Source organism: Planktothrix rubescens CCAP 1459/22, assembly GCA_904830895.1.
Lineage (GTDB): Bacteria > Cyanobacteriota > Cyanobacteriia > Cyanobacteriales > Microcoleaceae > Planktothrix > Planktothrix agardhii.
The window spans coordinates 4,233,842-4,259,084 of the sequence record LR882958.1; the positions used below are offsets into that span (position 1 = coordinate 4,233,842).

General features: G+C 36.9%; 12 protein-coding genes. 7 read left to right on the forward strand and 5 right to left on the reverse strand.

Going from position 1 to position 25,243, the window contains the following annotated elements; translation table 11 throughout:
• Positions 1-12: 12 nt before the first annotated feature.
• The 3 genes from NMG86_RS19450 to NMG86_RS19460 all read right to left on the reverse strand — a co-directional run bounded on the left by NMG86_RS19450 (position 13) and on the right by NMG86_RS19460 (position 8,126).
• Positions 13-1,173, reverse strand: a complete 1,161-nt coding sequence (locus NMG86_RS19450; protein ID WP_026796300.1) for an AAA family ATPase — start codon at positions 1,171-1,173, stop codon at positions 13-15.
• Between the two features lie 106 nt (positions 1,174-1,279).
• Entirely contained in the window at positions 1,280-4,966 is a 3,687-nt protein-coding gene (locus tag NMG86_RS19455) for a helicase-related protein (protein ID WP_043939079.1), read from the reverse strand.
• Between the two features lie 25 nt (positions 4,967-4,991).
• On the reverse strand, positions 4,992-8,126 hold the full coding sequence (locus NMG86_RS19460; RefSeq protein WP_026796302.1) for a hypothetical protein: 3,135 nt from the start codon (positions 8,124-8,126) through the stop codon (positions 4,992-4,994).
• A gap of 50 nt (positions 8,127-8,176) precedes the next feature.
• On the opposite strand from NMG86_RS19460, the gene NMG86_RS19465 reads away from it, so the two are divergent.
• From NMG86_RS19465 to NMG86_RS19490, 6 genes are all read left to right on the forward strand, one after another.
• Complete coding sequence (locus tag NMG86_RS19465; protein ID WP_026796303.1) at positions 8,177-8,779, forward strand: Uma2 family endonuclease; 603 nt, start codon at positions 8,177-8,179, stop codon at positions 8,777-8,779.
• A gap of 51 nt (positions 8,780-8,830) precedes the next feature.
• On the forward strand, positions 8,831-9,865 hold the full coding sequence (rlmN, locus tag NMG86_RS19470) for a dual-specificity RNA methyltransferase RlmN (RefSeq protein ID WP_043939078.1): 1,035 nt from the start codon (positions 8,831-8,833) through the stop codon (positions 9,863-9,865).
• Between the two features lie 86 nt (positions 9,866-9,951).
• Positions 9,952-11,169: an amino acid ABC transporter permease gene (locus NMG86_RS19475; RefSeq protein WP_026796305.1), complete on the forward strand. Its 1,218-nt coding sequence runs from the start codon at positions 9,952-9,954 to the stop codon at positions 11,167-11,169.
• Positions 11,170-11,592: 423 nt separating this feature from the next.
• Positions 11,593-12,390 (forward strand): Clp protease N-terminal domain-containing protein, encoded by a 798-nt coding sequence (locus tag NMG86_RS19480; RefSeq protein ID WP_026796306.1) that lies wholly within the window; start codon positions 11,593-11,595, stop codon positions 12,388-12,390.
• Between the two features lie 61 nt (positions 12,391-12,451).
• Positions 12,452-16,795: a serine/threonine-protein kinase gene (locus NMG86_RS19485; RefSeq protein ID WP_026796307.1), complete on the forward strand. Its 4,344-nt coding sequence runs from the start codon at positions 12,452-12,454 to the stop codon at positions 16,793-16,795.
• Between the two features lie 100 nt (positions 16,796-16,895).
• On the forward strand, positions 16,896-18,236 hold the full coding sequence (locus NMG86_RS19490) for a protein kinase domain-containing protein (RefSeq protein WP_026796308.1): 1,341 nt from the start codon (positions 16,896-16,898) through the stop codon (positions 18,234-18,236).
• 99 nt (positions 18,237-18,335) lie between these two features.
• Here the strand turns inward: NMG86_RS19490 and NMG86_RS19495 are convergent, their stop codons facing one another.
• Positions 18,336-18,581: a type II toxin-antitoxin system RelE/ParE family toxin gene (locus NMG86_RS19495; RefSeq protein WP_071783053.1), complete on the reverse strand. Its 246-nt coding sequence runs from the start codon at positions 18,579-18,581 to the stop codon at positions 18,336-18,338.
• Between the two features lie 294 nt (positions 18,582-18,875).
• On the opposite strand from NMG86_RS19495, the gene NMG86_RS19500 reads away from it, so the two are divergent.
• On the forward strand, positions 18,876-20,213 hold the full coding sequence (locus tag NMG86_RS19500) for a CHASE3 domain-containing protein (RefSeq protein WP_158442125.1): 1,338 nt from the start codon (positions 18,876-18,878) through the stop codon (positions 20,211-20,213).
• A 219-nt stretch (positions 20,214-20,432) separates the two neighbouring features.
• On the opposite strand, the gene NMG86_RS19505 is transcribed toward NMG86_RS19500, so the two are convergent.
• Positions 20,433-25,238 (reverse strand): PAS domain S-box protein, encoded by a 4,806-nt coding sequence (locus NMG86_RS19505; protein WP_052338540.1) that lies wholly within the window; start codon positions 25,236-25,238, stop codon positions 20,433-20,435.
• Positions 25,239-25,243 lie beyond the last annotated feature (5 nt).

Consider the following 25,243-nt stretch of genomic DNA (forward strand, 5'->3'; position numbering starts at 1 on the left):
AAGTAGTCATAACTAAAAATTTTTAGGTAGTCCCCCAATATAACCGCGTAAAAATGCTTCTGATAATCTCACAGGTTCCTGTCCCTCCAGAGGTTTTGGAGATAAAATCCTTCTGGCTTTAGTATAACCTAATTGATTACGGGAAATTACAAAAAGTCTTTGCTCATCATCCTCCAAATCTAATCCATCTAAGATAGCAGGATTATGAGTGGTAAAAATAACTTGTCGCTCATATTTTTTTGCTAACTGTACGAATTCTTGAACCAATCTACGTACCAATTTAAAGTTTAGGGAAGTATCAATATCATTGACTGCAAAAAATTTAGGGGTATTATCACTGATAAACAGGCAAAAATAGAATAGTAAAAATAAAAATCCTTCATTAGAACTATTTTGATCCAAGTATTTTTGTTTTCCTGAAAAGTATCGATCAGCTATTTTAATAGTTTTTTCATTCGGCGATAATTCATCAGGAATACTGAAATCCTTAAACCAATCTATAAGCTGCATTTTTTCTTTTATCTCTTGAATTTTTTCTTGATTTTTTTCTGCATTTAAAACCGTTAATAGTTTCAATAATCCTTCTCCATGAATTCCCAAAGGTTGGATTTGACCTTCTTCTTTAAAAATTCGTAAACTTGAGTTCTCTGGAGAAAAAATCAAAAAGTTTTTTAAAGTTAAATTATCAGGATTTTCGATAATATACCGTTTTACGCTTTGTTGAACAAAATCTGCTTCTGATAAACTTGAAAAAATATCGGTATTTTGTTCATAAGCTAGATAAATTCCCTCGCTCATCCTCTCAATTTCAGGGATTTCCTTTGAAATTTCAGAAATCTTACTAACCCAACTAGAGTAGGGTTTACCATCATGTTGTAAATTATAGGTAATAATCTTATCGTTTTGAAACTGGAAAGATGTTTCAATTTCTTTGTTAAGATCATCAGAATTAAAAGCGGATCGCATGAATTGAGGTTCCGTTATTCTAATTCCTCTGGATGCTAAAAACTCATGATCGAGTTTATCACTTGCTGCGGCTGAACTTAATGCGATCGCTTCCAAAATATTCGTTTTTCCACAACCATTTTCACCAATCAAAACCGTTACCCTTCCCAGTGGAAGTTTCAATTGATCAATGGATTTAAAGTTTTTAATAGTAATTTGTTGAATCATGGTTATCTTACTGTTTCGGATTTAAAGGGTTTGTGAAAAATTGATTGTTAGCATTTCTTGGAGAAAGTTCGATTTTTAATCGTTATATCATAAGTCTTTGGGATTGTCAATCACTTTGAGACAAAATTAAGTTTAAAATATTCATTTCTTTAGAGTGAAACAGTTGATTTTCATTAAATAAATTTTTACCCAGTTTGTCCATCGAGTTAGTATTAAAAACCACATAGGGAAGATTTTTATAATTACCATCAGCAGGTAGAATATTATCCGCAGAAGCGAGAAAATAAACTAAGCGTCTTAAAATATCCTGAAAGGATGGAGGTAACAATTTGTGATCGCTTAAAAAATACTCCTCTAATTCGGTAAAAGTTAAAAAAGTTTGAATGGGAAACGCATAATAGCGATCGCAACTTTTAGAAGTTTGTATTACTTGTTGCGATCGCTCTTTAACCTCCCCTAAACTGTAGACTAATTCCAAAGCAGAAGCAACCAGTGTCTTAATTTGTTTGGGGTAATTTCCCTTTGCTAAACCCCAGAGTTGTTGAAGAAAATCGCTATTTTCTAAAGTAAAAATCCGAGATAAATCAATATAATTAATTTCCCTAACCGTTTTTTCTGATAACGGAATAATCAATAAACTTCCGCGCACATAGGTTTTTTCTAATGGGGGAAGATCCAAAAATTGATCTAAACTTTTTTCCAATTTAGATAAAATTTCCCATCCCAAAGATAAATAAGAAACTTCCTGTTGAGTTTTAGAGGTGACAGGAGGACGATAAATTTCTATTTTTTGAGCAGATAATAAATTTAATAACCGTTGGGAAATCTCCTTTAAGCGTTGATCTTGACGACGCTTTTTAGACTCTTTTTGGACTTCCTGATATAGAGTTACCATTGACCCTAAAAAACTATCTCCTCCTTGTTTAATCGACTTTCCCCCAATCGGAATCATTACATAACTTTGAAATCCAATTTGACCCAATCCCACAATTCGAGTCATAATTGATGCTTTTAAAATAATCAGAATATTCAACGCACTTAAACAGGATTCTTGTAAAGAAATTTTGGCTAATTCCTGAGATTGTGCTGGAGATAAAGGGTGATTATCTTGATCAACTTTAGGGGTAAAATAGATTGCTTTATCCGATAGATAAAACTTAATGAATTTTTCCCCTTGATCTAAATTTCCCCCGCGACCTCTATAGATAACTTGAATAATTTCCATTAAATTTTGTTCGATTTGAAACCCTGGAATTTCTACTAAAATATATCGGGTATTCGGGAAGGATAAACCGCGAGATGCGGAAGCAGTCATAAAAATGACATTAACGCTATCCTTATATTTTTGAATGTTGGCGATTTCATCCTCGGAAAGACTCGCATGAATTTCTAAATAATCTTTTTTTACTTCAAACGTAGGGAGTTGCTTCGCAATTAGATCTATTAGTTTTTTGAGTTTATCCTTATTTTGAATATAGACAATAATTTGACCTTGATTTTGATTTAACCGTTGCAAAATATCGGTTTTAATCCTATCGATCATTTGATTAATTAACGTTGAATCATCTTCGTTATTCTCTTGGTCATTTACTGAGTGAATCAAAACCTGATAATCTATTGTTAATTGGGAAGCGGGATAGGAATTTGCATTAATTAAAGTTGCTGGGTATTGATTTAAAAATTTAAACTGATCCACCCATAAACACTGTTGTTGGGTTTCGGAAACCTGTCGAACAAAAATTTTATCTGCTTGGACGTTTTGATCGGATAAATGACTTTCAACAACATCTTTTAGGGTTAAAGAAGCATCCGCAGTAATCACTTTAATATTAAACCCATAATCAGGATTTAATAAGTCGTATTCTTCGATAAAAGTTTTAATTCCATGTAAAAAAGCAACCCCTTCTGATGATCCGGTAATTTCATCAATCATAATAAAAATATTTCTCAACCGTTGCGATAATGCTTTGATTTTTTCAGGAATGACACGACGGGTAGAAGAATTATAAACACTGCTAAAAATTCGTTTTAAATGTTTTAAGGTATTTCCTGATCTTGTTTCTTTTAACGCTTGAATTGATGCGGTCGCAATAATATTATTAGGAAATTGATCGGGATGAATAAAACAAGTATGAATTGCTTCCGATAAACTCGCTAAAACTCCCGCTTGATTTCGCGGTTTTACTTCTAAAACTTCTTCGGAATTTCGCCCAAATCGTTGAGAGGATTTATACTGATAATCTCGCTCTAAACTAGCATTTAAAAACTTAACTTTTCCGATTTGTACATCTTCGGAAAATAGATGATAATAAGATTCAACCGCACAACCGCCTTTTTGATCATTTAAAATTATCGCATTGGTATTTAAACAAATAATGTGATCTTTTAATTTATGGGTAACAGGGTCGCAAAATTTTTCGATAATATCCCGATTTACTTGAATCCGAGGACTGACATAAAATAATAGTGTTCCTGCTTCTAAATGCTGTAAAATATAGTTAGCAATAGCTGTGGTTTTACCAATTCCTGGGTTTCCAGTTAGGAATAAATAGGGGATTTTGGGGTCGGAGAGCGATCGCTGAATTAACTCAGCATGAGCATCTCTTAGAGATAAGTTTGGTTGGGTTAAATTAAGCGATCGCTGTAAGGTTTCAGGAATATTATCAGCAGTATTAAAAAAGTCTGATTCCCCAACTTTTAAGACTTCTTGATGAGCAATAGAGGTAATTTGATTAGGTTGTGCTTCAATAATTTTTCTAACAAAATCACCAGCATTTTTAAAACTTTTTGACCCATTACTTTTGATCACATTCAAAACCTTTAGTCGGTTTTCTTTAATATTGACTTCTACTTTACCTCGGTAGATATCATAACAAGTTTTTAAAATCTTTAATGATGATTCTGAATTCAGAGAAATTCCATTAATCAGGCGATCGCTATATCCAAAACAGTTAAATTTTACGATATCACTAGATTTTAAATAACGACTTTGTAACAAAAAATTATAAAAACTCCAAGCATAACTACAAGATTGAACAACTTTTACCCCTTCTTTATCTTTGGTCGAAAAAGCAGAAAAATATTGGTATAACTTTTGAGAAAAAACCTGATAGTTATTTTTCTCTCCCATATCAATTTCTAACCCACAAAATTGAGATTTTGAGCGAATATAATTCAACTCTTTTTTTAATAAATTTTTCAGAGTATCAATATTTTTAATATCCTGAATCGCATAGATCGCAGAAGTAGTAAAAGTTGATAAATCTACCACTAAAATTCGATATTGATCACGATAGCGAGTCAATAATAACGTATCTGCTCTTAAAAACTCTCCTGTGCGTTTATAGTGAATAATATCAACATTATTAAACCCTTGAGTTTCTAAAACATCTCGATAAGCATCATTTTCAGTCTTTTCGATCAGATTAAGACAGTTATCATTATAAAAATCGCACTGAAAATAGACAATCTCAATTTCTCGATCATATTTCCATCCCGTTGCTTCCCTATATTCTCGAATAAAAGTCACCCCGGAAGTCCAACCTTTTTGCAAAAACAATTTCACCCAAGTCGAAATCGTTTGGCGATCTGATCGATCAAAATAATGATTTTCATTCGCTAATTTTTCACTAATTTTATATAGATAAATCTGACTTAGGGGAGTGACATAAATATCCTGATAGGATTGTTTAAATTGTCTTTGTTTAAAATAGGTTAAAATTCCTAAATTAAACCCAATTTCAAAGATTCGACCTAATTGTATTCCGAGTTGTATTCCCAATGAAGATTTCATTGATTATTCCTCAATTATTGATAGTTTATGAATCATAGATCGCACTTCTAACAACGGTTAAAAATGCTAAAGTATTAAAATTAATATTTTTGGGGGAGTAAGTAAAGTTTGAAAGTGTTCCTAATCCTTGATCTCCGATGAGTTTACTATAAGGATTTAATTTTAAGACGATATTAGTATTTTTATTATAGCTTTTTTCATAACGGGAAAAATGAAACAAGAGAATATAGTTTAAAATCGTTTTTTGGAGAGGAGAAGAATCATCTAATAATCCTGAAATCACATCTCTTGTATGTTCATCATCATACATATTTAACAGGGTGCTATAGCAAACTACACTATTAAAAAAGGTTCGGTTTTGATCAACCGTAACTCCGGTAAACAAATTTAAAAATACTTTAGTCCTTTGACTGGGATCATTAGAGAGTTTTTTCAATTCTTCTACATCGGGAATATAGAAAGATTCTTGATTTTTAGTTTTTAAATTCAAAGCAGGATAGGTATCCATAAAAATCGGATAAAGTTTGAGATCAGATTTTCCATCTTTGAGGTATTTAATCACCGTTTCCGACATAAAAAATAGGGAATCTGGGTCAGATTCTGAGCGAATTAATCCTAAACGTCTACTGTAGGGTGCTTTCGCAACATATAAGAAGTGTCGGTATCCTTTTTCTTCATATAATTTAGTGATTTCATCTCGAATTACGGTTGGTTGTTGATACAATTGTTCATGCTTTTCGTTACTAGAAAAGGTTTTAAAGTTATTGATTTGAATGACATCGGGTTTATCGGTATCTGTTTCAATTAAAACAATCTCACCGTAAATATTAGAAATTCGTTGGTTTTTATCCGGTTCATTCCAAACCGCATCACTCACCCAACTGGAAACAACAACAATTGCTAATTTATCTAATTGTGGTTTAAAATCACTATTAAATTTAAACCGTTTGGGAAGTAGGGAATAGAGGGAAGATAAAGCATTTCTAACTCGATAGTTAAAACCTTTATCCTCCCTATTCTTAGTATTTAATCCCTGATCATTTGCTAAACAATCTCGTCTTAAAATATGTGCTAAAGATCGAGTTAAAGTCCTTAAATATTTCTCATCTTCGCTATCATCAATAGTACTTTGTACATGAAATCGTAAGATAGGAATAAACAAATTTTGGTCTTTGAGGGGATTTTGACAAACGCTAATACACAAATAGGTTAATAAACTAAAGACTTGGCGATAAATTCTTGCTTCAGGAGATTGATTATCTTTAAATATAGTTGCTCTCAGCTTGGTAATATTATAATAAATTGCTATTAGTTTTTTCTCTTTAAAATGTTCCTCGTATAGAGAAAGAGGTTTGAATTTTTCGCCTGGTTTTTTTATGTCTTCAGCGTTTAATTCTCGGATCGGATAAAACACCACAGGTAGTGCTTTAATCCCATCAATATTATACCTGAGAGCAAATTTCTGTTCTTCCTCTACGGTAAAATAACGAACATCATCAAAGGTAAAAGTTACTTCTAAAGATGCTAAAGAGTCTTGACTTAGTTGATTTTCTCCGACTTTTAAATAAGCTAATGCTTCCCTCGCTGATGAGCGTGAACGACTGGTATCATCATCTTCTAGGTTAATTTTAAAAAAGTTTTGACTATTAATAATATCTATCGGTTTTTGGTGAAGAATATCCTTGTGTAAACGCAATTTAACTGTTTTTTGTTCATAATTTAAAACTGTTTTTTGGATTAAAAAATCTTTCAAAAATGATTTTAAACGATTGACTTTGCGATTGACTTCCCAAGCAGAATCAGCAATTTTATTTTTGATGGTCGATAAGAGTTGAGTAATTGCTTCTGGGTTGGTTTGATTGGACTGAAAACCTCTTAAAACTTCCTGTTCAAATTGAACAATAGGGTTATATTCTTCGTCGGGTGTGTTTCCTGTTTCATCAATCGCAAAAATCAGATAATACAAACAAACGTTTTTTAAAACTCTAGTTTTAAAACTTTTTGCTTTGTTAGAATTTTGTAAATCTTCTCGATGTCGCGGACTGGTGGGATCGATTTCTGCGATATGATAATCTAAGGAAGATTTTTCATTATAAGCACTAACTGAACCATTCAGCTTTAAACGGATTCCCAAATTAAATTCTTTGAAATTATTACTATTGCGGTTATAACTTTCACCAATTACTCCTTCATAATTAGGAATAATGGGTAAACTATCAAACGCATCGGATTGAGAAAATACGGTTCTGAGATTAACGGTTTCTCCTAAATAAGTAATGTCATAATGGGCGTTATCTAAATTGGGATCATTGATATATTCAATCACTATTTTTAAGCGATTAATTAAGGTTTGTAATAGCATTAAATCAGGAGAATTTGCGTTAGAATGAGTTTTTTGCCATCCTTTTTTGAGATACTCTAAATAGTCGATTTTCAGATCGCGTAAAAGACGAGGTAACGCTTCTTGATCGATAATGCTTCTGAGGTTATTTAAACTAGAGTCGGGTCGATCTGATAGTTCATTCAATAACCCATTGAGATCCTGTCTTTCTGATGAATTTTCATCGGTAATAGTATTAATATGATGTCGAATATATGCGCATAAATTGTCTTGAAAATCTGCTAATCCTGTAAACCGAATATTAAAATGATGTGCTTTAATATTTGCATGACTTCCACTGCTACGATTGGGGGTAAAACTATTTTCAAGGGTTAGGCGTTTGGAGGTAAATGGGGGTTGTTTGCTAAAATCATAGTTGAAGGGAAGGGAATCTTTTTCCTGATTAAATTCTCCCAAATCGCTACAAATCTTAACTAGGATATTTTCAGGAGATTCGGGTTGACAAGCTAGATTTAATTTTTCTTTTAATAACTGTTGAATTTGTCTAATTTTATCACAGAATTTAGCAGTATCTTCAAAATTAACGGTGGCGGCGCGAATTCCAGTGGTTTGGGTTAAGGGATTGAGGGTTTTATTTTCAGTTGCTATTTTATAGGCGAAATCATAAGCACGAATTAGGAGACGATTTCGATCGGGAGAAAGTTGAAAAATAGGGGTAGTTGTTGTTTTAAGTTCTTTTAGAATAGCATCTAATAAGGGAATATAATCTAATTTGGGAAGGGAATCGAAGGTTTCTTGTAGAATATGTTGATCAGTCATTGTCAAAATATGTCATAATTGTATGAGTCATATCCATATTACAATCTTTTATGGTAACTGTAAAGTCTGAATTAACCACAAAACCCCTAAACCTAGCTGAATATCTCAATTACAACGATGGTACAGATACTTGCTATGAACTGGTTAACGGAGAACTAATTCCCATGAGTTTAGGAACAGGAAAACACGGAGAAATTGCTGATTTTCTTAACAGCGTGTTTCGAGCAGAAATCCAACGCAATCAACAAGCGTGGGTTTCTAAACAAATGATTATTGGTATTCAATCTCCCCGTGGGGGAAGATGGGATACAGTTAGAATTCCTGATGTTGTTATTTTACCACTAGAACAATGGCGAGAATTACAAAATAAAGAAGCGGTGATTACACTGAATCAACCCGTACCTTTATTAATTGTTGAAGTGGTGAGTGAGTCTACTAAACGAACGGATTACCGCGCCAAAAAAGCGGAATATAGTGTTTTGGAAATTTCTGAATATTGGATAGTTGATCCTTTGGAAAATCAAGTCACAATTCTGACATTAGTTGATGAATGGTATGATAGCTTGGAGTTTACTGGAGGTGCTCAAATTCAATCAAAAACTTTTCCTAATCTGGAACTAACAGCCGAACAAATATTACAAGATCAGATATAATATCTGATCTATTTCTGTCTAATTTTCCTATACTGGTTATTATTAACTGTTATGATTACTACTACAAACTCCGCATCAATTCCCCTACTAGGGTTATCTTTAGAACAACTCACCGACTGGGTAAAACAGCAGGGACAACCTGCTTATCGAGGGAAGCAATTATATGATTGGATTTATCACAAAGGCGCAAAATCCCTAGGGGAAATTACGGTATTTTCTAAACAATGGCGGGAGACAGTTGGGGATGTTAATATTGGTCGTTCTAGTATTCATTATAAAGCGATCGCTCCTGATAAAACCATTAAATATTTATTAAAATTAGCCGATGGTCAAATTATTGAAGCGGTGGGAATTCCTAGCGAAAAACGCTTAACGGTTTGTGTTTCTTCCCAAGTTGGTTGTCCGATGGGGTGTGATTTTTGTGCGACGGGAAAAGGCGGCTTTACTCGCAATTTAGAACCCCATGAAATTATAGACCAAGTGTTAACAGTCCAAGAGGATTTCCAACGACGAGTTAGTAATATTGTATTTATGGGAATGGGAGAACCTTTATTAAATACAGAAAACGTGATTGCGGCGATTAAATCCTTGAATCAAGATGTGGGAATTGGACAACGAATGATCACCGTTTCTACGGTTGGTTTACGGGGAAAAATTCGGGAATTTGCAGAATATGATTTACAAGTAACTTTAGCCGTGAGTTTACACGCTTCCTATCAAAATATTAGAGAAGAATTAATTCCCAGCGCCAAAAATTATCCCCTATCCCAATTATTTGCAGAATGTCGAGAGTATGTTAAATTAACGGGAAGAAGAATTAGTTTTGAATATGTCCTTTTAGCGGGATTAAATGATTTACCCGAACACGCTATAGAATTAGCAAGTCAGTTAAGAGGATTTCAAAGTCATGTTAATTTGATTCCCTATAATCCGATTCACGAAGTCGATTATAAACGACCGAATACCCAAGGAATTAATGATTTTATGGATATATTAAAAGAGCGTAAAATTGCTGTGAGTGTGAGATATTCCAGGGGTTTAGAAGCGGATGCAGCTTGTGGACAATTACGCGCTTCTCAGGCTTAGATTTTCAAGAGTATATTTTTATTATAGTGGTATATTTTCCCCTATACCGCTATAATAAAAACCCAAAATACAAGATCTAATATACAATGAATTCTATACAATCCCCGCCCAGCCATCAACCGCCTGAAACCATTGCTTTAAGCACAAAGGAATGGTTACAAAAAAACTTATTTAATACTTGGTATAATATCCTAATTACGATTGGAATTGGTTCCCTGTTATTATCAATGCTAACGGGGTTTATCTCTTGGGCTTTTACTACTGCTAAATGGGCTGTAATTCCGGCTAACTTACCCCTATATTTTGTCGGACGTTTTCCCTCGGATCAATATTGGCGATTGTGGATAATGTTAGGAATGATTGCGATTTTTTCTGGGATAACCTGGGGATTTTTAGCTAGAAATACTAGAATTTTATTTAGTAAAAATATCTTAATTGGGATTAGTTTAATCGGAATTTTAGCGGTTATTACTCCCACTCCAATAGTTTTTCGTCTGCTATTAATTGTGATGCTATTATTATTGGTAGCGGGTGCTTGGGGGGGTAAAACCATTGGAAATACTCAACCAAAACTGGGAGAGTGGTTGCCATTTTCTTGGTTTTTATTACTATTAATTTGTGTTTGGTTGATTGGCGGTGGACTGGGATTAAAAGTAGTCGAAACCAACTTATGGGGAGGACTGATGTTGACATTATTGATGTCAATTATTAGTATTTTATTATGTTTTCCCATCGGAATATTATTAGCATTAGGACGACAAAGTAGTTTACCTGTAATCAGAATTTTATCAACGGTTTATATTGAAGTAATTCGAGGATTACCCTTAATTACTATTCTATTTATGGGTCAAATTTTACTGCCTTTATTTCTCCCCGAAGGAGCGCGACCCGATCGCATTTTACGCGCTATTATTGGATTAACTATGTTTAGTTCAGCCTATTTAGCGGAGAACATCCGAGGAGGGTTACAAGGTATTCCCAGAGGTCAAACTGAAGCCGCCAAAGCATTGGGATTAAATACACCTTTAACGGTGAGTTTAATTGTTTTACCCCAGGCCTTAAAAGTGGCAATTCCTTCAATTGTCGGTCAGTTTATTAGCCTATTCCAAGATACAACCTTACTGTCAATTGTGGGATTAATGGAATTATTAGGAATGAGTCGATCTATTTTAGCCAACCCTAAGTTTTTAGGACGTCATTTAGAGGTTTATATTTTCGTTGGGATTTTGTATTGGGTGTTTTGTTATGGGATGTCGATAGCTAGTCAAAAATTAGAACAACAATTGAATACGGAGCATAAATAAATAAATAAACCCTTTTTGTTTGGGGTGAATAGAATAGAATAGTTTTGGGCGAATAGTTTTGGGCAAATAGAATTCGCGGCTACACAAACAAAGTCCGCCTGCGCGGACTAAATGATCATGCAGGTAATTCAAGCATATTTTGTATTTTATCCTTCTTTTTTTGGGTTAGATAATAATTCTTGTAAAACGGGAGTTTCTGAGTCCAATTTATTTGGGTTTAGTTGGTTTAGAGTCGTAAGTCTATTCTATACTTTTGCGATCGCGCAAACGATTAAACCATTGATCAAAAGGTATTTTTCCATCGGATGCAACATAACGCCTAATTTCCTTGGGTTGTGTTTCCATACTTTTGTTAGATTTGCAGATAGCTTGAGCAAGTATTCTATAATTTAGAGTAGGATTAAATCTCTATTAATATTAGTTATGACAGAACTATCTAAAAGTTTAACTCTGACTTGGGAAATTGCGGCTCAAGAGGCAATACAGTCCGGTGCTGAAGAAATTAGCCCCAGTCATTTACTGCTGGGTTTGTGTAAACTGTGCGATCGCCCCATTCCTGAACTTGAAGCAGAAATTCAGGGACTTGTCCAGAGATTGCATGATGTTGATCCCAAACAGTTACGCCGTCAGTTGCGATCGCTCATAATCAACCCCAACCCCGTCACCCATCCTCGCTCAGAAATCCATCGTAGCGAAGAATCCAAACAAGCTTTTCAACGGGCGGCGGAAATTGCTGAAAGTAAGGAAAATAACCTCGTCTTACCTGAATATCTCTTACAAGCTATCCTAGAGCCGATTAATTCCCCTCTAGCTGATAATCTAGATCAATTAGGGCTACCGGATTTGTATGAACAAATATTTCGCGGTGAGATTGATAACGATGATCGCCTTCGTCGGGAAGCGGTGAGATCGGTATTAAAGCAAATTGGTAAGTCGGACGTAGAATTACAAGATTTGCTGATATCGCACCCAACTTCTAATCCTTCTGATGCTTTAGAAATATTGCAAAAAAGTGGAGACTATAATCCCCAAATTAGGGAAAAAATACATCAAGCTGGGATACGCGCATTAGAAGAATTAACACAAAGTCCCAAGGTACACAAGATAATTACCGAGATAAGCATAGATGCACTAATTGTAGTGTTTGCACCTTTAGGTATTGCTGTAAAAGCAATTAAGATTTTGTTAGAGAAATCAGAATTAAAGGATAACGATAGATAGACAAAAAAAATAGAGCAATTGACCATTAGTTAATTATTTCTCACTTACCCCAACTCTAACCATGTTTGAGCCAGAATTAGAAAATGCACCATCTACACCCAACTTATACAGTGGGCTATCAGTAGATTTATCGGCTCTCCAACAAGCTGAAGCAAACGTTCCTGATCAGTGGCAGGTGGGTCAGTCGATAGTTGACTTGTACAATGTTGAGGCTGATATTGGTCAAGGTGGTTTTGGTCAAGTTTATAAAGTTCTGCACACAGGTTGGAATATTAGTCTAGCGGTCAAGACTCCTAAAGTAGACAAACTAACAGAAAAGGAAGTCGAAAACTTTATCCGAGAGGCAGAAACTTGGGTAAAACTGGGGTTACATCCCCATATTGTCACCTGCTTTTATGTTCGCAAATTGGGCAAAAGTCCCCGCGTGTTTGCCGAATTTGTGGGTGGAGGAAGTCTACACGATTGGATTTACAGCAAAGATGGAGAAATTCCTAGACTTTATCAGGGGGGACAGGCGGAGTCATTCAGGCGAATTTTGGATATAGCAATTCAGTTTGCTTGGGGATTGCATTACTCCCACGAACAGGGGTTAATTCATCAAGATGTGAAGCCTGGTAATACGATGATGACTGCTGATGGCACAGTCAAGGTGACGGATTTTGGTTTGGCAAGGGGAAAACCTGTTGTAGTGAGTGTAACAGAAGCATTACCAGACCAAACCTTACAGGTAGATGGTAGTGGTAGTACGCCAGCCTATCGTTCTCCAGAACAAGCTAACGGTTCTATTTTAACTCGCCGGACTGATTTATACAGTTGGGCGTTGTCAGTTTTGGAAATGTTTAAAGGAGGAAGGCGATGGGATAATGTGGGAGTTAAAGTTGCTTATGCCCGTGAGTTCTACATCATCGAAAGCGAACCACTGCAAGAGAATACGCCACCTTTGCCGCAAAGTGTAGCCGAACTGCTGTGGGTGTGTTTACGAGAAGACTCAGAGCGTCGTCCTCGGACAATGCTGGATGTGGCAAATACACTGAAAGCCATTTATCAGCAGGAAACGGGTGAAGTCTACCCCCGTCCTGAGCCAGAAACAGGTAAAGACATTGCCGATAGCCTCAATAACCGTGCTGTATCGCTGTTGGATTTGGGACAGGTAGAAGAAGCGATGCACCTGTGGGATAAGGCGTTAGAGGTGAACCCACTGCATCCCGAATCGACCTACAATCGGGGTTTGATTTTGTGGAGAGGGTGCCGAATTACAGATGATATTTTAGTCAAGGATTTGGAGAAAGTACGGGATGCAAATTTTGGGAATTGGAATGCTCATTATTTGTTGGCTTTGGTGCATTTAGAGCGGAATAATTGCAAGGCGGCGATTAATTCTTTGAATCAGATTTCAAAGGATAAAATCCAGGAGTCGGAAGTACAAGAAGCCTTAGCAGTAGCACAAGAGAGATTAGCTAACTCGAATCGTCTCAAAAATGCCTTTCAAGGTAATCCAGAATTTTCTGTGCCAATATGGGAAGTAGACATAAGTTCTGATAATCAATTTGTTCTTTGCGTACCTAATTATTTGGGGACTATGTATCTGTACACAAATACAGGCTTATTAGATAGCAGAGTTGGGGAAAGATTTAAAGATACAATCGGCAAAGCTTTTATTTTAAATATAGAAACAGGAACTTTACATCGATCTGTTGGTAATCAAACATTACATCAATTGAGTTTATTCGGATGTCTCAGCCCAGATGATAAGTGTGTCTTATTAAGCCAAGATAGTAGTTTATGCCAAAATTCCAATTTAGAGTTGTGGGATATCAAAAATAATTTTTTCCCTCTAATCACATTTAAAAATCACAATTCAGATATCAAATCAGAATCTATTAGTTCATATATCAAATCAGTATCTATTAGTGGTGATGGCAAGTATGTGATATCAGTCAGTAAGGAAAATGTTAAATTATGGAATTTCCAAACAGCTAGTCTGGTAGATACTTTAGAAATTGGCTGTGATTCAGGCTGTCTAAGCCAAGATAGCCGCTATATTTTATTAGGAACTAATGACCACACTCTCAAGCTCTGGGATATTGAAATAGGGGAGTCCGTCAAGACTTTTGAAGGACATGAGTCTTGTATTAGCTCAGTCGCCCTAAGTTTAGATAATAAATTAGCTTTATCTGGTAGTTGGGATGGAACACTAAAGTTGTGGGACATCGACACAGGCCGTTGTTTGCTGACTTTTATAGGGCATAATGACAATGTTCAATCAGTTTGTATTAGTTCAGATAGTCAGTTTGTATTATCTGGAAGTAGTGACAACACAATAAGACTATGGAATTTACCCACAGGACGCTGTTTACACACTTTCAGTGGACATACAGAAGTTGTTATGTCTGTAGACTTGACCTCAGATGATCAATTAGCTGTTTCCGGTAGTTGGGATGGGCAACTTGGAGTCTGGCAAATCAACGGTAAGATAAACCTACTTGCCCCAATTAGATTGACTAAAATAATTGACACTAAAACCATTATTACAATTAATAAACTTTATGAAGAAACATTTAAACAAGCTGAAAACGCATTATCTAGGGGAGATACTTTAGAATTTGCTCAACATTTGAGAAAACTTCGTAATTTACCCGATCATGGTAGCAGTCAAAAAGTATTTCAAGCTTGGACTATTCTCTATAAACATTTTCCTCGCAAGACATTTTTAAGAGGATGGGAAATAGCTAATTTGTTAGGTTCAAATTCTATAGTTACTTCTGTTTACCTAACACCTGACGGGCAATATGCTCTATCTGCTAGTCGTGATGATAAAATAAGACTTTGGGATTTAAATACTGGTAAGATTATTCGAGTCTTTGAGGAACATAGTGATTCTGTAAATTCAATTTGCTTAAACTCAAATGGTAAGTATGTTTTATCGGGAAGTGATGATAAAACATTAAAATTCTGGAGTGTGGAAACGGGAGAATGTTTGCAAACTTTTGAAGGTCACACTGACTCTGTAACGTCAGTATGTATTACATCAGATAGTCAATATGTTATTTCTGGAAGTAAAGATTGGACATTTAGACTATGGGAGGTTTCTACAGGTCGCTGTCTCCGTGTTCATAAAGGACATAAAAATGAGGTTTATGCAGTCTGTCTCAGCCCTGATGATCGATATGTTGTATCAGCTAGGGGGCAACTAAAAATTTGGGATGTCGCAACAGGTAATCATGTAGCTACCTTGTTTGGACATATTCCAGCAAATGTAACCTCAATTTGTATAAGTTTGAACAGGAAATATCTTCTTTCTGGAGGTGAAGACGATGTAGTAAGATTTTGGGATTTACAAACAAACCATTGCCGTGAATTTAGAGGTCACAAAAATTCAGTCACAGCAGTTTGTCTAAGTTCTGATAGTCGATTTGCTCTTTCTGGAAGTAAAGATAGAACAATCAAGTTGTGGGACACAGAAACAGGTAAATGTGTACATACATTTGAGGGGCATTCTGAAACGGTAACATCAATTTACTTGAGTTCTGATGGTCGTTTGATTTTATCTGGAAGCGCAGATAAGACTTTGAAACTTTTGGTCTTAGATTGGGAATTAGAAGAGCGTCAGCCTGGGGACTCTGATGACGAATCTTGGGTGTACTTAACAACTTTCCTGAAAAAGAAAGTTCCCTATTCAGCTAGTTTAGCAAAAGATCAAAATCTTTCAGAAGAAGAAATAGTATTAGCACTGACTCGTAAAGGAACTCCAAAATGGACAGAAACAGATTTGCGAGAATTATTCAATATATTGGGGTGTGCTGGATATGGATGGCTTCAGCCTAAATCTGTATTGGAAAAGCTGGAATTTGTCTCACAAATTTGGTTAGAGTTTCAAGTTTTAGAAGAAATTGAAGATCGAAATCACAGAAAAACTATCAAAGCTAGATTGAGACTATTACGTCTAATAGGCTCTTTTATATTAATGCTAATTTTGAAATTCATTTTTACAATAACCTTACCTATAGCATTTGGGATCGCTCTTGTTTTTCACTTGGCAAGTCCTTTTCTATGGAAATTGCTTAATTTAATATTACATAAGATATTTTGTTTTGTTAAATTAATCTTAAAACTACGAATGGAACAGACTACATTTCCTTATTTTTGCGTAAGCTTCTTTATTACACTTCAAAATCTAGGAGTCTTATGGTTGATATTTTTAAGCTTGCCATCAGTATTTGTTTCTATGTTGTTGAGTGCATTTGTATCGGACAGGCTGAAAGATCAGGATAAGCCTTTTTTCTACGTCTTATCTATTTTAGTTTTCTCAATTACTAAATTATTTTTCAATAATCTCATCCTTTCTTTTTGGCTGACACCATTTTTGTCATTAGCGATACTTGGGAAAATTGGTAAAAAATACTAAGTAAACCCTTGTATTTAAATTGATTGAACTGTTTTAAGCATCAACGAAAATTGTCGAATATTATATACTCGGTATCTTAGTTAATGCCGTAACCTAGCCAATGGAAGCCCAAGTCATCTTTGAAGTCACCTCTGGTAGTCTCCAGGGACAAAAATTTGTCTTTGACAATATCATCACAACCCTTGTGGGTCGTCACCCTGACTGCTACCCCAAATTACCCGAAGACGATACAACTGTTTCTCGCTACCATTGCGTCCTCGATATTAACCCCCTAACCCAACCACCACAGGTCAGAATTCGGGACGATGGAAGTTGCACAGGGACTTATCTCAACGGCCAAAAAATTGGCCAACGTTCAGCTACTCAAACCCCTGAAGAAAGTTGCCAAAATAACTATCCATTTCATCCTCTCAAAACAGGTGATGAAATTTGCATCGGTAAAACAACCCTGCGGGTTAGTATTGAAATTCTCAGTAATGAATTCAATGCTAGTCCATTTATCATTTCGTCACCCAGCCAAGCTTTCTTCAATTCACCCCCACAAATTCCGGGTTATATTATTAGCAAAGAATTAGGACGGGGTGGGTTTGGTGTAGTCTATTTAGCTGATGATGAAAAAACAGAAAAACCTATCGCATTGAAAGTAATTCGCCCCCAGAAACAAGCGGATGAAAATGCCCGAAAAAAGTTTCTCAGGGAAATCAAAGTTAGCCAGTATTTTAACCATCCCCATATAGTTCAGGTACTCGATGCTGGAGAAGTCGAAGATTTGTTATTTCTGGCTCTCGAATTTTGTCCCTATGGCACAGTAAATGACTTGCTCAAACAATATCAATATCGCTTACCTCTTGACTTGGCTTTGCATATTATCCATCAAATTTTGGATGGGTTAGACTATGCTCATAATCTGGAACTATCTCCTAAACAACTCCCTGATGGTACTATTAAACCGATTAAAGGTATCGTTCACCGTGACCTTAAACCCGGGAATATTCTCTGTGTTTCAGAAGGCGAAAAACCAACGGTTAAGATAGCAGATTTTGGCTTGGCAAAGGCATTTGATTTGGCAGGTTTGAATAGTGATACTTGTACACCCGATAATTCTAATTCAGAAAATCCCTCGGTTTCTGGAACATACGTTTTTATGTGTAGACAGCAAGTATTAGATTTTAAATATGCCAAACCAGAGGTCGATGTTTGGGCTGTGGTGGCTTGTCTTTACAATATGCTTACAGGTTTGTACCCGCGTAACTTTTCTAAAGGTGAAAATTTCTTGAAAGTGGTATTAAATAGCCAGCCGATTCCTATTCGCAAGCGGAATACTTTAGTTCCCAAGCCTCTAGCAGAAGTCATTGATTTAGCACTAATTGATCAACACAATCTCTACTTCAGAACTGCTGCCGAGTTACAGCAAGCGTTACAGCCCACATTCCGCAGATAGGGGTCAAATTTTCCACTAATTATAAAAAATAGGAACCCATTCCAATTTTTCGGTGAACTTCCGAGGCTTTACCTATCAAATTATATAGCTAGTTTACCGCTATTTAACTAAACATAAATAATTGCTATTTTTTAATAGAAATAGAATTCCATAATCAATTTTTAATTCATAAACGCCCTCTCCTATAAAACGACAATCTCCTAAATTTCCGAGTTGTAATTTTTTGAGTCGTAAGTCTATTCTATACTGAGCTTGGCGATCGCGCAAACGATTAAACCATTGATCAAAAGGTATTTTTCCATCGGATACAACATAACGCCTAATTTCCTTGGGTTGTGTTTCCATACTTTTGTTACATTTGCAGATATCTCTAGCAAGGATTCTATAATTTAGAATGGGATTAAACCTCTATTAATGTTAGTCACATACAGAAAACTTCCCCATAATCACTGAATTTATTATAAAGTCGATGAAGTTATTCAGAAGGCAAACATTCAGGTTATGCAAATTAGTCAAGAATTTCAAAAAAGCCGGTGGAAACTTGGGCTAGTTATTCCGATAAGTTTAGGAGCTATTGCTCTCCTGAATTTAATACTGAGTCTGATTTTTTACCTTAACAGTCAAGCTGTAGTCAAAACAATGAATTGGGTTAACCATACCAATGAAGTCAAGATGCGTATAAGATCATTAGAAAAGTTTTTAGTCGATGCTGAGACTGGACAGAGGGGGTTTATTTTCACAGGTGAGGAAGAATTTTTGGAATCCTATACTGATGGACTTAAAAATCAAGAATCCGTGAAAATAGAATTAAAAAACTTGATTTCAGATCATCCAGAACAACTGCAAAGATTAGCTCAAATAGAGTTATTAATCAAGGATAAATTTGATGAATTAGCTATGACGATTAACCTCAAACGGAGTGGTAAGGAGCAAGAGTTAAGAAACCTTGTTCTCTCAGACAAAGGAAAAAAAATAATGGATGAACTCAGGGTCAAACTTATTGAAATGTACAAAGTCGAAAATCAGCTACTCGAAGATCGACAAAAAGAATTGCAACAGGCAGAACAACTTTCCAGGATTGCCATATTTACCGGAACTATTATTATCCTAGGACTAATTGGTATCAGCATTCGGTTTATTCAACAAGAAATAATACAGCCAATCGAGAGAATCTCCCTTGATATTACCAGTAGCTCCTCCCAGATTGCCACCACCATCGAAGAACAAGAAAGAATCACCTATCAACAATCAATCTCAGTCAATCAAACCACCGCTACGGTCAATGAATTAGCAACATCATCTAGGCAAATGGCAAATCAAGCAGAAACCACCTCTGCCAGTGGCAATCAAGTATTATCATTGACCAAAGAAGGCTACCAAGCAGTAGAACTCTCTGTACAAGGAATTGCTACCCTAAAAACCAATTCCGAGAGAATTGTTCAGCAAACCCAAGACTTAGAAAAACAGACCATTGAAATCGGCACAATCTCAAATTTAGTCAGCAGTATTGCCATGCAGACGAATCTCCTGGCGTTAAATGCAGCCATTGAAGCTGTACGGGCAGGGGAACAGGGTAAGGGATTTGGTGTTGTGGCTTCAGAGATCCGTAAACTAGCAGATCAGAGCAAACACTCTGCTTACCAAATTAATGTTCTTGTACAAGAGATTAAAAATTCCATTAATTCAACGATTAAAGTAACAACAGAAGGAACTCACACAGTCAACGAAATCATGCAAATGGCTGAAACAACGGTCTTAACTTTTGACAAAGTATCATCTTCTGTTAATAATATGGTCTTAAATTCACAGCAAATCGCCATGAATATTAACCAACAAGATATCGCTATTCAGCAGATTGTTGAGGTGATCAACATGATTAATCAAGGGGCAGGGGAGACGGCTGCTGGGATTAGTCAAACTAAAATTAGCACTCAACAACTCAATCAAGTAGCAAAAATCCTCACGGATTTAATGTAACTAATATTCCATCCCTGAATGTTTCCTACAAATACTTGTTCGGGTGGCTAATCACTTCTTTCTATCCCCAATTCGTAATATTTCTCAACGAGGTAAACAGATAAGTACCTAAACAAAATTAATTACACATCTTCTACCCTGTTCCCTCCCCCCCCCAGCCCTGCCGTGCACGGGGGGTTTGGGGGGGCTGTTCCGGTGTTCCCTGCTATAACACATTGATTAGTTTTTCCCTTGGGCTAATATTTGTTGAATTGTACTTGTGAGTTGACTGAGTTTAACAGGTTTAGTCAAATAGTCATTAGCACCTGCTTCTAAGCATTTTTGTTTATCGCTGGTCATTGCTAAGGCTGTGAGGGCAATAATAGGTATATTAGCTAGTTTGAGATCGCTGTCCTCACGAATCCGTTGAATTGCTTCTAAACCATCCATAACAGGCATCTGAATATCCATTAAAATTAAATCTGGCCTGTGTAATTTAGCCTGATCAATTGCCTCTTGACCATTTTCCGCTAAGATGATTTGGTATCCTTTTGCCTTCAGATAACGAGAAATCGTAATAATATTAGCTTCATGATCTTCTGCTAACAGAATTATAGGAAATTTTTCTGAGACTTGGGTTGTAGAATTTGGGTCTAAATTGACTGCGGTTTCCTGGGAAGATTGAGGAGATTTTAATAGTAAATCTTGACAAGGAAGACGGAAGGCAAAACAACTACCGAGATCAATTGTACTCTTAACTTTTACCTCCCCACCGTGCATTTCCACAATTTTTTTGACCAGGGTAAGTCCCAAACCTGTCCCCATATATTGACGATTTAAAGCACTATCAATTTGCACAAAGGGTTGAAACAGTTTAGCGAGATTTTCATGAGCAATACCAATACCCGTATCGGTGACGGCAAAACTAATATAGTGATTGCTTAAAGCGGTTTCCGTTGAAGATTCAAGTTTAACGGTTAAGGAGACTCCACCGCCTTCGGGAGTAAATTTAATCGCATTATTCAGTAAGTTAATTAAAACTTGACGGATGCGCCGTTCATCTATTAATAAATTAGGCAGATAAGGGGAAATTTCGGTCTGAATTGAAATGCGTTTTTTTAGGGCCTGTTGTTTAATAAAGATCAAACTTGACTCGCACAATTCTGTTATAGGGGTAGGGGTGCAGTTGAGTTCAATTTTGCCCGATTCAATTTTAGCAACATCGAGAATATCATTAATTAATGCCAGGAGATGAGTCCCACTTTTTTCAATAGTTTGTACTGACTGATGTTGTTTTTGATTCAGGGGGCCAAATATTTCCTCCTGCATGGCTTCAGACATTCCTAAAATAGCATTTAAGGGAGTTCGTAATTCATGGCTCATATTAGCAAGAAACTCATCTTTCATGCGGGTCGCCCGGGCTAGTTCCAGATTGGTTTGTTGCAGTTGGGCTTCGTATTGTTTGCGATCGCTAATATCCGATAAAATTCCTTGACGACCAATTATTGTTCCTTGTTCATTTTTAATTGCCGTCGCACTAATTCTCACCCACACATAATGACCATCTCGGTGAAGATGTCGAATTTCAAGATTATGGGCTGTTTCCCCGCCTAGGATATATTGGTGATTATTTTTAATCAGGATTTCCAAATCATCAGGATGAACCAGATCCACAAAGGATTTACCGATCCATTCACTCGGTTTCCAACCAAAAAGCGTCTCGAATTGGGGGGAAAGGTAGGTATATAAGCCATCAAGATCAAAAGACCAAATTACATCATTTGCTCCTTCTACCAGTCCTCGGAATTGAGCTTCACTCTTAGCTAATTCAGCTTCAATTTTCTTGCGATCGCTAATATCAAAGCGAATCCCTAGATACTGAAACGGTTTTCCCTGGCTATCTAAAAAGGGGACAATGGTACTGTCTACCCAATATAAATCCCCTTTCCTAGTTCGATTGCAAATTTCACCCCGCCAAACCTTACCCTGGATAATCGTGCGCCACAATTGTTTAAAAAAGTCAGAAGGATGGTAGCCAGAATTAATCAAGCGATGGGTTTTTCCGATCAGTTCATCACGGGAATAACCTGAAATTTCACAGAAACGATCATTGACGTAAATAATTACTCCTTTGGTATCAGTAATAGAGACAATGGCAGATTGATCTAAGCCCTGTTTAAAGGCAGATAATTCTTGAAGTAACTTTTGCCGTTCCAGTTCTACTTCTTTACGTTGGCTAATATCTTTAGCAATGGCTAAAAAGCCAATAATTTGCTGATTAATATCCTTGAGGGCATTGATAGATAGGGATACCGGAAAGTCAGAACCATCTTTGCGAATATAAATCCATTCTTGATCATTGATTATGCCTCCTTTACAGAGTGCAATAAAAACTTCAAAGCTTTGCTCAATGGGACGATTAATCTTTTGGGAAAGGATTTCAGCGTAAATTTTCAATTCTTTGCGATCGTGGATTCTTGTGAGGGTGACTTTACCAATAACCTCCTCTGCACGATAACCGAGCATTTTTTCTGCCCCAGCATTAAAGGTCTGAATCACGCCTTGAAGATCGGTGGAAATAATAGAATAATCAGCCCCATCGAGAATAGCTTTTTGAAGAATATTGAGGTTTATGACTTCCTTAGTCTGTTGTCGCACCAGGCTTTCCAGGGAAAGGTTAAATTCTTCTAATGATGATTGTGCCTGGCGTAGCTCTTGATTCCGTTGTTCCAGAGCTTCCGTTACCCTGAGTCTTTCTATTTCTGCCTCGGCTCTGGTGGCAAAAACCCGTAAAATATCAATGATATTGACTAGATTGGATGAATTTTTGAGGGTATTATTCCAGATCGCAATATAGCCCAGAGACTCCCCGGATTGATTTTGTAGGGCAAGACCCAGATCACTTTTAGCATAAAGTTCTTCAAAATCTTCATTGACATGATCAGCTTGAAATTGGTGATTTGAGAAATCGACTAACTTACAAAAGACCCCGTTACGCAATTCTGTAATTACAATCCGATCAAGTTCAAAGGCTTTGCTAATATGTTCAGCCATAGCTGGGAAAAAGTCTTCTCCGGTGACGGCGGATGTACCTTCAATCAAGTTTTCCAGAATGTCAGAATCCTGTTTACGTTGAGTAATATCGGTAGCCGTGCCCACATAACCAATGATTTCCCCGTTAATATCACGTTCTACGATCGCCTGTCCAAATACCCAAGTGATTAAACCATCGGGACGTTGATAGCGGTATTCTAACTGAAAGGGACGATTTTCATGAACGACAAAATACCACTCCGAGACGATTTTGTCTCGATCCTGGGGATGTATGGCTTGAGTCCAACCCCCACCGATGGCTTCCGAGGGGGTGAGTCCGGTCATGGAACACCAAGATGTATTCACATAAATGCAGTTTCCCTCGGTATCGGTACGAAAAATCCCAACGGGAACAGCAGCAGCCAGGGTAATATAGCGATTTTGACTCTCAATCAGGGCGGCTTCGATTTTGCGTTTTTCTGCCAGTTCGGTTTCGATTTGTTGGTAAGCGGTGGCTTGTTGAATTGCGATCGCCACTTGGGTAGCCAGTTGTTGTAACAGGGTAATTTCTTCTGTTGACCATTGGCGCGGCCCATTGCTTTCGGAAGCAACTAACAATCCCCACAGGGTTTGTCCTAGCAGAATCGGAACAATAATTTTTGCCCGAATTTGCAAGTTTTCTAGGCTCTGACGATGGCAGTCGGTCATGGGAGTGGTGTAGATATCTGGCACTACCCGAACCCGTCCGTGAGTATAGACATCGATCCAATCCGAAAAACAGGGATCAGTAGTCTGTGTTCCTAGATCATAAAAATCTTGACTGCTGCTGGCTTCTGCTGCAACGATTACATGGGTATCGGTTTGCAATTGCCAAATCACTGTCCGATCACAATTGAGGTGAGATCGGATTTGTTCCACCGTTGTCTTCAGAATCTCTGACAAATTCAGAGAGGAACGAATTTGAGTGGCAAGATTAGTGATTAACTCCTCTTGTTTGGCTTTTGCCTTGAGGATAGCCGTTCTTTCTTCGACTTGACGTTCTAATTCTAAATTCCGATGGGTTAAAAGTTCTATTTTCTCCGCTTCTAACTGTGATACCTTCTGTTCTAAAACTTCGGCTAATTTGTATAATTCCAGGGGGTTGAGGGCTTGTAAAATACTGGTCTGGGTGATAATTCCCAGCAGTTCACCCTTCTCACCCGTTACCACCAAGTGCCGAATCAAATGTTGTTCCATTATCTGTTGCACTACCCAGAGAGAATCATCTTTTCTGACTGGGAAAACCGATATATTCATCACCTGATCGGCCATACAGGTTTCTAAATCAAGGTTTAATGCCTGACACTGGACTAAATCTCGCTCAGTTACAAAGCCAATGGGGATAAATAGGCTATCTTGTTCTTGTACAATCACCACGGAACTGACACGATGCTTTGCCATCAATTCGGCGATCTGTAATATGGGACTATTGGGAGACACGGACACAACGTTCGCAATCATCACTTCTGCGACCAGACGTAACCGCAATAAATCTGTCGGACGGGATGTTTGTCTTAGGGTTTCGTGGGTGAGCAGTCCAACTATTTGATCTTGGTCGTTGAGAATGGGTAAATGGCGAATCCGGCGCTGTTTGAGCAGGTTAATCACAAAAAACAAATCCGTAAAAGCCGACTCATAGAGGGTGACAACTGGATGGGCCATGACCTCCCGGACGAGCAGACTCTCTAAGGAGCGTTTCTCGGTACTCAGGCGTACCACATCTCTCTCGGTGAAAATGCCTAATAATTTCTGATTCTCAGCAATTAGGACACAACTTGACCGAGCTTCAAGGTGTAATTCCTCTGGTCGGTTATTGCCGATGGTGGACGTCGAACAAACTGTATGCAGTCCACTCATTTGTGCGATCGCATCCCTAACGGTCGTATCCGGTGCAATAATCAGGGGATTACGCACGATGGCAGATGTTAGTTCCGTTTGGGTGATAGCACTTGCCGATGTCAACGATGTCAACATGATCT

What these genes read in the sequence shown, in the direction of transcription:
- NMG86_RS19450 (WP_026796300.1), bottom strand. Translation starts at nt 1,173, where the DNA reads ATGATTCAACAAATTACTATTAAAAACTTTAAATCCATTGATCAATTG.
- NMG86_RS19455 (WP_043939079.1), bottom strand. Translation starts at nt 4,966, where the DNA reads ATGAAATCTTCATTGGGAATACAACTCGGAATACAATTAGGTCGAATC.
- NMG86_RS19460 (WP_026796302.1), bottom strand. Translation starts at nt 8,126, where the DNA reads ATGACTGATCAACATATTCTACAAGAAACCTTCGATTCCCTTCCCAAA.
- NMG86_RS19465 (WP_026796303.1), top strand. Translation starts at nt 8,177, where the DNA reads ATGGTAACTGTAAAGTCTGAATTAACCACAAAACCCCTAAACCTAGCT.
- rlmN (WP_043939078.1), top strand. Translation starts at nt 8,831, where the DNA reads ATGATTACTACTACAAACTCCGCATCAATTCCCCTACTAGGGTTATCT.
- NMG86_RS19475 (WP_026796305.1), top strand. Translation starts at nt 9,952, where the DNA reads ATGAATTCTATACAATCCCCGCCCAGCCATCAACCGCCTGAAACCATT.
- NMG86_RS19480 (WP_026796306.1), top strand. Translation starts at nt 11,593, where the DNA reads ATGACAGAACTATCTAAAAGTTTAACTCTGACTTGGGAAATTGCGGCT.
- NMG86_RS19485 (WP_026796307.1), top strand. Translation starts at nt 12,452, where the DNA reads ATGTTTGAGCCAGAATTAGAAAATGCACCATCTACACCCAACTTATAC.
- NMG86_RS19490 (WP_026796308.1), top strand. Translation starts at nt 16,896, where the DNA reads ATGGAAGCCCAAGTCATCTTTGAAGTCACCTCTGGTAGTCTCCAGGGA.
- NMG86_RS19495 (WP_071783053.1), bottom strand. Translation starts at nt 18,581, where the DNA reads ATGGAAACACAACCCAAGGAAATTAGGCGTTATGTTGTATCCGATGGA.
- NMG86_RS19500 (WP_158442125.1), top strand. Translation starts at nt 18,876, where the DNA reads ATGAATTGGGTTAACCATACCAATGAAGTCAAGATGCGTATAAGATCA.
- NMG86_RS19505 (WP_052338540.1), bottom strand. Translation starts at nt 25,238, where the DNA reads ATGTTGACATCGTTGACATCGGCAAGTGCTATCACCCAAACGGAACTA.